General features: G+C 45.3%; 10 protein-coding genes. 1 reads left to right on the forward strand and 9 read right to left on the reverse strand.

Features of this window, described 5'->3' with window-relative positions:
- The first annotated feature begins 33 nt into the window (after positions 1-33).
- Complete coding sequence (locus KHN79_RS07655) at positions 34-936, forward strand: response regulator (RefSeq protein WP_182007707.1); 903 nt, start codon at positions 34-36, stop codon at positions 934-936.
- A gap of 49 nt (positions 937-985) precedes the next feature.
- Here KHN79_RS07655 and KHN79_RS07660 read toward each other — a convergent pair whose 3' ends face one another.
- From KHN79_RS07660 to KHN79_RS07700, 9 genes are all read right to left on the reverse strand, one after another.
- On the reverse strand, positions 986-3,568 hold the full coding sequence (locus KHN79_RS07660) for a mechanosensitive ion channel domain-containing protein (protein WP_182007706.1): 2,583 nt from the start codon (positions 3,566-3,568) through the stop codon (positions 986-988).
- Between the two features lie 314 nt (positions 3,569-3,882).
- Positions 3,883-4,410: a chromate transporter gene (locus KHN79_RS07665; RefSeq protein ID WP_182007705.1), complete on the reverse strand. Its 528-nt coding sequence runs from the start codon at positions 4,408-4,410 to the stop codon at positions 3,883-3,885.
- Between the two features lie 2 nt (positions 4,411-4,412).
- The gene (locus tag KHN79_RS07670) at positions 4,413-4,997 is read right to left on the reverse strand and encodes a chromate transporter (RefSeq protein WP_182007704.1); all 585 of its coding nucleotides are present in this window, start codon (positions 4,995-4,997) and stop codon (positions 4,413-4,415) included.
- Between the two features lie 20 nt (positions 4,998-5,017).
- Positions 5,018-5,920, reverse strand: coding sequence for a DUF5718 family protein (locus KHN79_RS07675; RefSeq protein ID WP_182007703.1), 903 nt, complete (start codon positions 5,918-5,920; stop codon positions 5,018-5,020).
- A complete protein-coding gene (locus tag KHN79_RS07680; protein ID WP_182007702.1) occupies positions 5,910-7,163 on the reverse strand; it encodes an allantoate amidohydrolase in 1,254 nt (417 codons plus the stop codon). Before KHN79_RS07680 ends, KHN79_RS07675 begins: the two co-directional genes overlap by 11 nt.
- A 20-nt stretch (positions 7,164-7,183) precedes the next feature.
- The gene (locus tag KHN79_RS07685; RefSeq protein WP_182007701.1) at positions 7,184-8,413 is read right to left on the reverse strand and encodes an alanine--glyoxylate aminotransferase family protein; all 1,230 of its coding nucleotides are present in this window, start codon (positions 8,411-8,413) and stop codon (positions 7,184-7,186) included.
- Complete coding sequence (locus tag KHN79_RS07690; protein WP_182008284.1) at positions 8,410-9,978, reverse strand: gamma-glutamyltransferase family protein; 1,569 nt, start codon at positions 9,976-9,978, stop codon at positions 8,410-8,412. The genes KHN79_RS07685 and KHN79_RS07690 overlap by 4 nt, the downstream gene beginning before the upstream one ends.
- Positions 9,979-9,980: 2 nt before the next feature.
- Complete coding sequence (locus KHN79_RS07695) at positions 9,981-11,162, reverse strand: amidase (RefSeq protein WP_182007700.1); 1,182 nt, start codon at positions 11,160-11,162, stop codon at positions 9,981-9,983.
- Positions 11,163-11,269: 107 nt separating this feature from the next.
- The gene (locus KHN79_RS07700) at positions 11,270-12,703 is read right to left on the reverse strand and encodes an NCS1 family nucleobase:cation symporter-1 (protein ID WP_182007699.1); all 1,434 of its coding nucleotides are present in this window, start codon (positions 12,701-12,703) and stop codon (positions 11,270-11,272) included.
- Positions 12,704-12,897 lie beyond the last annotated feature (194 nt).

The following is a 12,897-nucleotide window of genomic DNA, read 5'->3' on the forward strand; positions in this document are numbered from 1 at the left end:
ATAATATTATTTTGCAAATAAACGGAATTCTTAATGAGCATTATAACAAGCAATAACATTACAGTTTTGGTCGTTGATGACTCACCTGAATCACTGAGCATGCTTAATGCGACGTTAAATCAGGCAGGGCTTACCGTACTGGTCGCACTCAACGGAGTTCAGGCACTTTCAATTATTGAAAAAGTACAGCCCGATGTAATCTTGCTCGATGCCATCATGCCTGAGATGGATGGATTTGATACTTGCGTCAGACTCAAAGAGCTTCTGCCCTCGACTCCAATTATCTTTATGACAGGGTTAAATGATTCGAAACACGTCATGCGGGGCTTTGAGTCCGGCGGCACAGACTACATAACCAAACCAGTGGTACCAGATGAGGTGTTAGCGCGAATTAAAGTCCATAGTCAGTCCGCTCGACTGGCGAAATCCGCGCAAGCAGCATTGGATTATGCTGGGCAATATATTTTTTGTGTTTCCAGTAATGGTAACCTCGAATGGGCCACCCCACACGCGCAAGAGTTACTTTCTACGCTCGGTGACGACTTTGCTGCTACCTGGCAAAGTATTCAGCAAGACATCGCCATTTGGTTGATGCAAACGCCAGCGGATGCGCCACTTATATTGAAACAATTTACGCCTCCGCTAGAGGCCAGTTATGCAGGTGATTACAATCGAATCCATTCGCTTGTACGTATTTCGACGCCAAAGCAAAACGGCTGTGAAAAAGATCTGCAAACCCATTTAGGTTTAACAAAACGCGAGTCACAGGTGCTTTACTGGCTATCATTTGGCAAGACCAACTGGGAAATAGCCCAAATTTTGGAGATGAGCCCTCGAACCGTGAACAAACATCTTGAGCAAGTGTACAAAAAGCTCGACGTTGATAACCGTACGTCGGCGGCAAGTGTCTCTATCAGGATTTTAGAACGGACTTGAATATCCGCTCTATGCTCGACTTTACATTCTCAATACTACGCGAGAAGCTTTATGACTTTTCTACATCCTTCAGGTGCACATCAAGCTGAGGGAAAGCAATTTCAATACTGCTCTCTTTAAACAGCTGACTGATTTTTTTATTGACTAAATGAAGGGTTGGTAAGCGGTCGTCAATTGAATTGATATAGAGTCTAAGTTCGAACTCTAAGCTGCTATCACCAAAAGTCAGAAAATACACTTGTGGTTCAGGGACGCTTAAGACGAGTGGGGAGCCTTCTATTGCGCGATACAATAGTTCTTCGACAAGGTCGATATCTGAACCATAGGCAACCCCAACAGGAATCACCACCCTGGTGACCGAGTCGGTTAAAGACCAGTTGATAAGTTTGTCTGTAATAAACACTTTGTTAGGGACGACTATCTCTTTATTATCCCAATCGATTATCGTTGTTGAACGAGTTTGAATTTTACTGACGGTTCCTGAAAGTTCATTAATAGTGACGGTGTCCCCTATCCTTATTGGCCTCTCAAAGAGAAGTATTAAACCAGAGATAAAGTTGGCAAAGATTTCCTGAAGACCAAAGCCTAAACCAACACCTATCGCAGCGACTAACCATTGCAATCGCTCCCACTCTATGCCGATAGTCGTGAATGCGATAGTAATACCAAGCATCAGTATGGCGTATCGTAACAGTGTGGTAATTGTATAGCCCGTTCCAGCCGCTAGGCTCATCCGACGTAAAACCAACAACTCTAACAGGCCGGGGATATTACGAATACTGACAAAAGAAATGATTAAAGTCAGTAGTGCATACATCAACGATTTCAACGTGATATCAACCGGCTCTGCACCAGTACCCGCAGACGGAGTAGACTGCCACAAAACAACGTTATCCATCCAGTTGGTTAGCTCAAGCTGATTTGACCATATTGTAGAAAGCGCGGTGACTAATAAGACCAAACAAAGCCCTTTCAACAACGTCATCGACTGCTCACTAATTAAAGCCTTATCTAACCCCTGATCTTCAGTTTCAAATGCTGACGCTTCTTCCGTTAACCCTTCACTTTCACGAGCGATCTTCTCTTCTCGCTTTGCAAGAAAGCGCTGATAGATCAATTGCCTCTGTTCAAGTATCAGCCAACGTTCACCAAGCTGATAAACCAAAAACACGCCGATTAACACGAATATGTTTAACTGTTGAAGAACGAGTATTTTCCAAGAAGCGACATACAAACCCAATATCGCCATCATCATGACAATAAAGTATGACCCCAAGACGGAATAATAAATAAAAAAGAACCCGACCCCCGATTGAAAAAAGGCAGGTAGATGAACGTTCATTTCTTTCAAATTTAATGCACTCTTATACAAGATAAAGAGTAAAGCAACGACGAGTAAAAATAGAAGACGCAAGATCTCGGCATCATTTTCTTGAGCTATCAAACGTAAAGAGTGAAACAGAATCAGAATAACGAGTAGCGGATACATGATGACTCTTACTCGATGGTGGATTGTTTGGCAGACTTCTTTAGACCAACGAAAGTGCAACTCCAACATCCCTTTATCCCTAGAAAAATGGTAAAGGAACCCAATACTCCATAGCAAGATGAAACTCGCAATCATAACTTCATCAAATAAAATTGACGGCTGACGTGTCCAATTGAAGTCAAGAAACCATACACAAGTGAAGAAAAATACCGGTAGGATTGCAGAGGCAACGAACGTGATCGTTAACACTACGATACTGTTTGAAAAGCTGTCCCTTAACGGATTACCAAACACCTTCTCTTGCCGCAATGAGACAAAGTCAAGTTTTAACTTTACCCACCAATTTAAAACAAACAAAACTACCGAGATCACCACAAAATAAACGAGTGAAATTCGAACCTTTGCCAAGTCGACATTTCGAGAAACTGAACTGTTCAGGGAAGTCACACCAAATAACTTTTTGGTATTCAGACTAAAAACATTTTTCCAAATGGGCGAGCTACTATAAGTCCAGACGACACGCTCTTGAAGAAAGGATCTGGCTTCTTCCAGTACGATGGAATAGTCACTAGAAACAGAGATCAGAGTATCTATCTGGTTTGAAAGAGACGTATACAGAGAAATTAATTGCTGAAGCTTTTCTAAGTCAACACTTTCGTCGTTACTCGAACTGCCTCTACGTACCAAGATCACAGCCCTCTCAGCTTTAGTCATTTCGTACAGTCTGATATTGACCTGAGAACGGTAATCATGAAGACGTTCCATGTCTATTCCTTGAGGCAACTGCTGTAACATTTCCCTCGTATAGGAACCGAAAGTGGTACTCTTACTCAGCCAGTCTAGGTTATTTTTAATCACCTCCATTTCACCGATGAGTTCAGCATACTCTAAACTCACTCTCTCCAAATCTGACGACATTTTGGTGACTTCTCGCTTAACTTTATCAACCTCCAACTTAAGTTCATGAGTGTCTAAAAAACTTGGTTGGTTGAACGCGACTTCGTTCTCTATGAAGCTTTCTCGATTTAGTACATTGGTGTATGTTGTGTCATCTTCAGTGGTTAAAAGATAAATGGTAATCGACATAACGATCATTGCTATGAATACAATGACGTATGAATAGATTTCCTTTTTTCTAATCACAAACACCTCTCGCCAACTACGATATATGTTGTTCGCCAAGACATGATGGAGTGCCAGTCCAGGCGACGAATGATGAACTCTTCTAATTCTAGTCAAAAAATAAACGTTTCATGACCTGAAGTGAGCCTAATTGATTAATTCCATAGACAAATTCTTCAGGTTTAGATTTGTGTCATTGCCTTGCTTATTAGGTAAAGGTATCCACCAGATATAGAGGCGCAACAAAAGTTCAAGGATAAAGAGTGGGAGGGAGAAGGAAGGAAAGCAAGCGCGACACTGCACTTGCTCCTTTGTCAGATTGAGACCGATTCAACTCAAAGCAGAACAGCACCATATATTAAGCTTGCGCAAATCACGTAAGTTGGGTGAACTTTCAACTTTTCCAAGCACAGTCCAGCCACAGCGAACAGAAATACAAAATGTCCCCAACCAGCCGCACTACCGGACATGATCAATTTGTAACTCAGCAATAGCATCAGAACAAAAATGATCGGCAGAACCCATGCCCCTAACGCTTTTACTTTTGGTGATTCGCGGTATTTATACAGCACACTCATCGCCGCAATCATGATGATAATAGTAGGAGCAACCGTGGCAAAAACGGCGATAACTGCACCTAATGTTCCACCGACTTCGTAACCTATATAACCAGCCATCTTTGTCGCAATAGGGCTTGGTAATGCGTTACCCAATGCCAGTACTTCTGCAAATTGGCTCGCATTCATCCATCCATAATGGCCAACAACTTGCGCTTCAACCAAAGGAATGATAGCCGGACCGCCGCCGTAACCGACTATGTTCGGAATAAAAAATGCCAGGAAAATATCGATATAAATTTGCATGTTTATCCCTTTTTATTTTCTGTATTCAGACTTTCCTCAGCCGTACTAGGCTTTGGGTCAGGTTTCACCAATACTGCTAACAGAACAGCTCCTACAACGAGCCCTGGATGAACACCCAGAACCACAATAAATAAGATAGACAGAGCAATACCGATGCCAGTTGCAAGCGCGCCCAGCGCCTTATAGCCTTTTATCAAGAAGTCATAGGTAAGCTTGGCCATCATCCAGGCAACAACGGGCAAAACACCCTGTGCCATACCTGCCACCCAAGGTTTGTCGCGGTACTCATTTAACAGACCTAAACCGGCGATCATGGCAATAATGAGCGGTATAATCGTCATGATAACAGCGTTGACACATCCAAATTTGCCACCCACTTTGTAGCCAATGTAGCCCGCCATTTTTGTCGCAATAGGACCTGGCAGCGTATTACCAATAGCAAGTACGTTGGCAAATTCGTCATCGCTCATCCATTTATAGTTGTCGACTACTTCTTTATGAACCAGAGGGATCATCGTAGGCCCGCCACCAAACCCGAACAAGCCTATGCGAAAAAATGCAATGGCAAGGTCTCGTTGTGTTTTCATCGTTATTATTACCTATCTCTTTAGACTGACTTTTTATAAACCGTTTGTTCTAACCACATTATATGCGGTTCCTGAATCCACTGCTGCCTTGGACTCGACAACATGGTTTCAATATCACTTAATTGAAAGTGTCTCTCGTCATACGCACAAATAAACACTTGATCACCTTCAACTAATTGATGGGTTTCTCCGTATGAGGTGTAACATGGTGCGCCAATCGCTATGGTGATTTCATTTGGGCGATTCGCTTGAGCAAGCAAAAGTTGTGTATTATGCAGTGCGCCTGCATCGGTTTGCTGATTCAGCGTTTCGACCAGCCAGTCTGTCAGGGATTGATAAAACACGTTGTACTCTGTCACCGACACATCCTGGCTGCACAGTTGCCATTGCCCGTTGCGGCTATGAAAACCACACAACCTCAGATGATCAAGTGGCGATTTCTCGACGAATGACTCTATCATCAGCTCTTGGTCAGCGATTCCCTTACTAAAAGGGCCCCAGTTTTTCTTTTCGGCTAACTTATTTACCGCTTTATTTCGGTAAGTTACGTCATTAATTAAGGTGAGTGCATAAGGAGTAAGCTCCGCAACCAGGCCTCGCTCGGTATAGCTGACGCCGCATTTAATCGCTATCTCTGGCTCAATCTGAACCTTGGCGTCTGATTCTTCCGGTAACAATAATTTAGAAGAACTGAATGGCATCTCACTAAGATACCTGTCTCTAAGATACGGGGCACTAAGCTGACGGACAAACATCGGAAATAATGCTCGCGGGCGCTGTGCTTCCTGCTGCTTTGCTCGCTCTTGCTCTGGTGTGAGCTGATCACTAAAAGCGGATATCTCCCCTGTCTGTGCCAGGTAACCCGGCGAGTTTCCTGCAATACCAAGCACGATAGAATGAATCTGTTCTTGTTTAGTTTCCATCCGTTTTGCGCTCCTGCAGGGCGAGGATCATTTGTGTTAAACACTGTAAGGCAACGGCAACATCATCCTCTTGAACACTTTCCAGTGGATTATGACTAATGCCTTTATCACAACGAACAAACAACATACCCACGGATGTTAAGTGCACCATCGCAAGTGCGTCATGCCCTGCACCACTTGGCAGAAATACAGGCTCAGATTCTGTTACCCGTGAGACAATATCGCCCCACTGGCTCTGCAAAGTCTCATCACAAGGCACTGCACTGGCTTGGTAAAGAAGTCGCTCCGAGAAACCGACACCACGTTGCTCAGCAATCGCGTTTAATGCGGTGAGTAGATCATCACACGCACTCTCTAATTGCGCCTGCTCCAGGCTGCGAATGTCCAGAGTAAAGTTCACTTCACCGGGAATAACATTAACTGACCCAGGTGAAACTTCACACTTACCGACTGTCGCTACAACTTTGTTTTCAGTCGCACTCTGTTCAGTAGCATAGTTCTCTATCGTCGTGATCATTTCAGCCACGGCGCACAACGCATCCATACGCATGCCCATTGGCACCGTACCTGCGTGCCCCGCTAAACCTTTCACCTGAAACTGGAAACGTTTCGCTCCCGCAATGCCAGTCACCACACCAACAGTCTGATTCTGCGCTTCTAGTACAGGGCCTTGCTCGATATGCACTTCTAGGTAAGCCATAACCTCATCTGGTGAGCGGCTGTCTTTCCCTACCTCTTCCGGAGACAGACCAAACTCAATCATCGCCTGCGCCATCGTGATATCATCCTGATCTTTCAGGGACAACCAGTTTGGGTCAAACACCCCCCCAACTGCACTTGATCCAATCAATGTGCTGTTAAAGCGGGTGCCTTCTTCATCAGCAAACGCGACCACATCGACATGAAATGGCAGCTCAACATTTTTCAGTTGTTCCAGCGCAGAGATACCGAGCAAAATACCCAAGTTCCCGTCATATTTGCCCGCATCCGCAACAGTATCGCTATGAGAGCCGATAATGAGCGTTGGCATAGTAGGGTTGGAAGAAACCTTCCTTCCCCATTGGTTGCCAACACTGTCCTGCCATGTTTCAAGACCGGCTTGCAGCATCCATTCTCCGATTTGGTGGTGCGCCTGCTTATGCTCTGGCGATAAGTAGGTGCGCTTTAGACCATCTTGCATGGAAGTAAACCTCGCTAGTTGATCAGCACGTTCCATTACGTGTTGGGCATCTATTTTACTCATCCTTGATATACCCTCTGGTGTTAAACGTATTTTTCCATAGCGGCAATCACTGCTTGCCCCGGTATGATTTTGGCTTTGTTTCGGATTAAAATCGCTTCTAGTGCCGCGAGCGTGGTTAGTACTGCTTCTTGACGTGCGTTATATCCCATGGTTCCGATGCGCCAGATTTTGCCGTCCAACGGACCAAATGACGTACCAATCTCAATACCGAAACTGGTAAGCAACTCCTGACGTACTTTGTTGCCGTCTACTTCTTCAGGAATGTAGACACCCACAACATTGTTCATCTTGTACTTTTGGTTACCAAATAGCTCTAACCCCATTGCTCTCAGACCACACGCCATTGCATCGCCCGCCAGTTTGTGACGAGCAATCACGTTATCTGCGCCTTCTTCAAGGTAGATTCGTGCACATTCACGCGCGGCATAAAGCATGCTGGTTGCCTCTGTATGGTGGTTAAGACGTTCAGGCCCCCAGTAATCCATAATCATCGATAAATCGAAGTAGTTCGAGCGAATGATCTCCTCTTCACCAGTTTCATGGTGATCAGCGCGGATACCAGCTTCTACATGTTTGCGACGATTAATAATGTCAGCGCATTGGTCGCTTAACGTAATAGGAGCGCTACCAGACGGTCCACCAAGGCATTTTTGCAAACCAGCAGAAACCGCATCAAGATGCCATTCATCAACTTTAAGTTCATTACCAGCGATCGATGCCGTTGCATCACAGTAGAACAACACTCCGTGGCGTTTACAGATTTCACCAAACTCTGCTAGTGGTTGGTTCATGGTTGTCGATGTATCACCTTGTACCGTTGCCAGTAACTTTGGCTGAAACTCTTTGATCGCTTTTTCAACCAACTCAGGGGGGCACACTTCACCCCATTCAACATCAATCGTTTGCACCTTAGCGCCAACACGATTGGCGATTTCACACAAAAGGTGCCCAAAACGACCAATAATTGGGATGAGTACTTTATCGCCCGGCTTAATGACTGAGACAAGTACCGCTTCGATGCCAGAGCGAGCCGTGCCATCCACCAGCATGGTCTGTTGGTTTTGTGTTTCAAATACACCACGGTATAACGACTGAACTTGTGTCATGTAACCAGTCATGACTGGGTCATACTGACCAATCAGCGCCTGCGAAATGGCCTGATGTACTCGTGGATAGGCATTAATTGGGCCTGGTCCCATCAACAAACGTTGTGGCGGGTTCAAAGTTTCAAATAGCGTCTGAGCTGTCATTCTTGTTCTCCTAAAAATATATCGCCATCACTACGAGGATCGCTCGTCGCATCTGCCTGTCCTTGCAGATTTAAGGCTATTGCTCCAGCATGTCCCATCAGTTCGTTCAAGTTTTCAACCTGAGTGACTTCGTGGCCCATCTGCGTTAATGCTTGGCCGTATTCGCTGTACAAATCTTCTTCAAGTCGTAAATTATTAGTGGTGTCACCCCATGTTCTGCCCAATAACCAGCGCGGCATAGATACGGCTTGTTGCAGAGACATGTTTTGGTAAATATGACGGCTGAACAAGCAAGCCTGTGTTTGTGGTTGTCCTTCTCCACCCATCGTTCCGTAAACGATACGTCGGCCATCTTTGAGCTCCGCATAAGCTGGATTTAGCGTGTGGAATGGTTTTTTACCTGCCACTAAAGTGTTGTGATGCTCTGTGTCGAGTGAGAAGCTTTTGCCTCTGACATTCCACATAATCCCGGTAGAGGGAAGCACCAGGCCGGAACCGAACTCCCAGTACACACTCTGGATAAAACTGACCATTGTGCCGTATTGATCCGTCGCGCCCATCCAGATGGTATCACCTGGTTTTGCCTGATGAGGCCACGGCTGGGCTTGGGTTAATGAGATACGTTCAGCGCACTCTGCCACCACACGGTCATCCAGATAATCTTGCAGAGGCTTGCTCAGATAACGTTCATCGGTGACTACTTTGTCACGGATAATGAATGCCTGCTTGGTTGCTTCAACCAGCAAATGCATATGATCCAGTTCAGAGTTAGCTTGCGGAGCTAAGCGATCGTATATCGCTAAAATTAACAGTGACGCCAGCCCTTGCGTTGGTGCACCCAGGTTATATAGCTGACCTTTTGACGTTGCGACAGTCAAAGGCGTTGTAGCCAGAGCTTGATGCTGATGAAAATCTTCAATGGTTAGCGGGCTTCCCGCCTCTTGCAGCTCTTTCGTAGCGAGTGCTGCAATCTCACCACGGTAGAAATCGTCCAATCCTACTTCTGCCAGTCTCTCGAGTGTCTTTGCCAGTGCAGGGTTTACTACCTTGCCACCAAGCTTCAGCGGTTCACCGTCGTCGAGGAATAAACGGGCAAATTCGGCTTGATCTTTTAAGCGTTCAAAGGTTTTAACGCTCGCATCAACCAGACTTTGAGTCACCTCAATGCCGTTTCGCGCTGCGTCGATAGAAGGCTGTAAAAGAGTGCTTAGAGGTAGTTCGCCACCATTAATTTCCAGGGCTTTTTGCCAGCCGGCGACGGTACCCGCCATAGTGATAGAAGCCTCACCGCCCTTCTCTGGCAGTTCAGTCCCCAGAGATCGATAATAGTCAGGGTCGATGGATAACGCAGCGGCCCCACACGCATCAATGGCAACTGGCGCTTCACCCGGTTTACTGATCAACCAAAAGCCATCACCGCCAATACTGTTCATATGCGGGTACTGCACAGCAATCATTGATGCAGCAGCAACCATGGCTTCAGATGCTGTTCCGCCTTCCTCCAAGATTTTTTTTCCCACTTCAGTTGCTTTGTGATGGGGGGCGGTAAATGCAGTTTGAAACACCATTAAGACTCTCCTTTAATTAAGGTCGACGCTGTCGCAATAAGATCATATTCGCTGCCGGCAGAACCAAGTAACGACACGCCACTGGGTCCATTTGCGATGTTTGTCATTGGAATATGAAGTTGAGGGAATCCACTTAAACCCGCGAGACTGGTTAAGCCCATCAGATCTGAGCGGTATTCCGCTAAATCTGCGTCTGCGGTCGTGAGTTTAGGTGATTTTCCTGGTGTGGTAGGCAACACCCATAACGTGTCCTTGCCCGACAGTTGCTCTGTCAGCCAGTTAGTAAACTCAGCTTGTTGATCTTTACCTTGCTCGTACGCTTGAGCGGTAATCGTACGCGCCCAAACCACGCGTTCTTGAATGGCTGGGGCTAGTGTATGTTGCCACTTGTCTAGCCATTCGCCATGACGAGCGATGATTTCATACCCCTGAATGGTTCTGAATAATGCGCTTAAAGTACCCAGATCATAGCCCGCTTGTTGTAAAGCATTGCTGTGCTCAATCTGAATGCTGGCCTTATCTGCCCAACGTTTCAGCTCGGTAAGACGCTCGCTGCCTAACGTCTTTGCCAAACTTTCATCCAGAATAAGGGTATGCGCTATGCTGTAGGACTGACGTTTTGGTCCAAGGCATGCGTACACGTTTTCTAGTGTTGATAGGCTTCGGCTAAATACGCCAGCTGTATCGAAGCTTTCTGCAAGTGTGAAGCTACTTTCTAACGACAGTTGACCCAATGTTGGGCGCAGACCGAACAGACCACAATAACTCGCAGGTACACGAACCGAACCGCCAGTATCTGTTCCGATAGAGAAATCGACATCGCCTTTTGCTACCGCAACAGCACTACCACTTGAAGAACCTCCAGGTAAACAATCCGGAGCTAACGGATTAACCGGGGTGCCATAATGAACATTGATACCATTTAAGCTGTAAGCCAGCTCATCGGTCTGAACCCGTCCCAGACACTCTGCCCCTTCATTGAGAAGCGAGGTTATAAGTGGTGAAGTACTTTGCGCCTTATTGTGAGTCTCTAGCCATTTAGGATTTCCTGCACCAGTAACAAATCCTTCGACATCAAAGAGGTCCTTAAAGACAAAAGTGAGTCCACTCAAATCTCCTTTCTTAAACGCAGGGAGATATTCAGGACCTTGAGTACAATAAATACGTTTATCGATTTCCATTCTTTTAATTCCTTTGAAGTAAACAAGCAACCCATAAGTCGCTTGTTTACTTTTTCCTTAAGTCGTCGATTTAGTTCAACTTAAATCCCTGCTTAAAGTCCTTTTTATTACTTTGCTAAAGCTGTTTTAGATACCCAAAACAATCTTTTCAGCATCAGTTGCTTATACACTATCGCAGAAACGAAGCCGCCTATAAACAACGCATAGTTCGCTAGTTCAGTGACAAAGAACGTTGCGATAATTGCCGCCACACTTGCGATAACTAACGCGTAGACGCTGTTCATATTGACACCATTCTTGTACCAATACTGACCTTGTGGCGACTCTGTGTAAAGTGAAGGAACATCGATTTGTCCTTTCTTTACAATGAAGTAATCAACAATGATGATGCCGTATAGAGGGCCAATCATCGCCGCCAGAACGTCAACCGTGTAGTGAATAACTTCTGGGTTGTTAAATAGGTTCCAGGGTGTCAGCAGGATTGAACCAAACGCTGCGACAAAACCGCCCATTTTGAAACTGATTTTTTGCGGTGACACATTCGAAAAGTCAAATGCCGGAGCCACAAAGTTAGCAACAATATTGATACCCACAGTTGCGAAGATAAATGTCAGCGCACCAAGCACGGTAATCAAACCTGAATCAAGACGTTTTACCGTTTCAACCGGATCAACAATCATCTCACCAAACACCGGAATCGACGCCGATACAATCACAACACTGAACAGAGAGAACACAATAAAGTTCACTGGCAGACCTAACAGATTGCCGAACTTGAGGTCTTTATAACTTGTGCAGTAACGTGAGAAGTCACTGAAGTTAAGTGTCGGGCCTGCAAAGTAACCAGCGACCAAAGCCGTAGCGACAAGCATTTGAATAATCGCGTCTGAACCAACCAGCGATTCTTTACCCAGGTTAAAACTAATGTTCTCCCATCCCGCAAGGTTAATCATGTAAGCACAAAGTGCGAACATCGCGATATAAATCGCAGGACCAGACCAGTCAATCACTTTGCGAATCATGTCCATACCGAACATAAATACGATAGCCTGAATTACCCACATCGAGCTAAAACCGACCCAACCCAGGTAAGATAACCCTAAGAACGAGTCATTCGCCAAATTCTCCATCGACGGGAAGAAGTACAACAGCAAAATAATAAATGAGCTTGATGCCAGGTAGGTTTGAATACCGTACCAGACAACTGCAATGATGCCTCGGATAACAGCCGGTATATTCGCACCAAATACCCCGAAGGACATACGGGCAACAACAGGGAACGGGACACCCGCTTTCTGTCCTGGTTTACCCATTAAGTTGGCAAATACTAATACAATTGATATACCTGCTAACAAGCTAATAAAGACTTGAATACCGTTTAATCCAAGCGCAAATAAACTTGCTGCAAATACATATCCCCCCACGCTGTGAACGTCTGACATCCAGAAAGCGAAAATGCTATACCACCCCCACTTTTGATCTTTCTCTGGTGCCAGATCTGCGTTGCTTAGCCTTGGGCTAATTGGTAATTCCTTTTCCATGAGCTCATCTCCATTACTGATTGTATACAATCCTAAATACAATTAGCATGCCAATTATAAAAAACCTTGTCATACAAGGAATCTATAAAAATCGCTCCAAAAAACCACCTCTATAACGCACCAACTTTGTACACAACGCCTCTTTTTGGTGCTTTCAAACTCATCACCATACTCAGTCTACCTGTCCTTTTAGT

It is taken from the genome of Vibrio sp. B1FLJ16 (assembly GCF_905175385.1).
Lineage (GTDB): Bacteria > Pseudomonadota > Gammaproteobacteria > Enterobacterales > Vibrionaceae > Vibrio.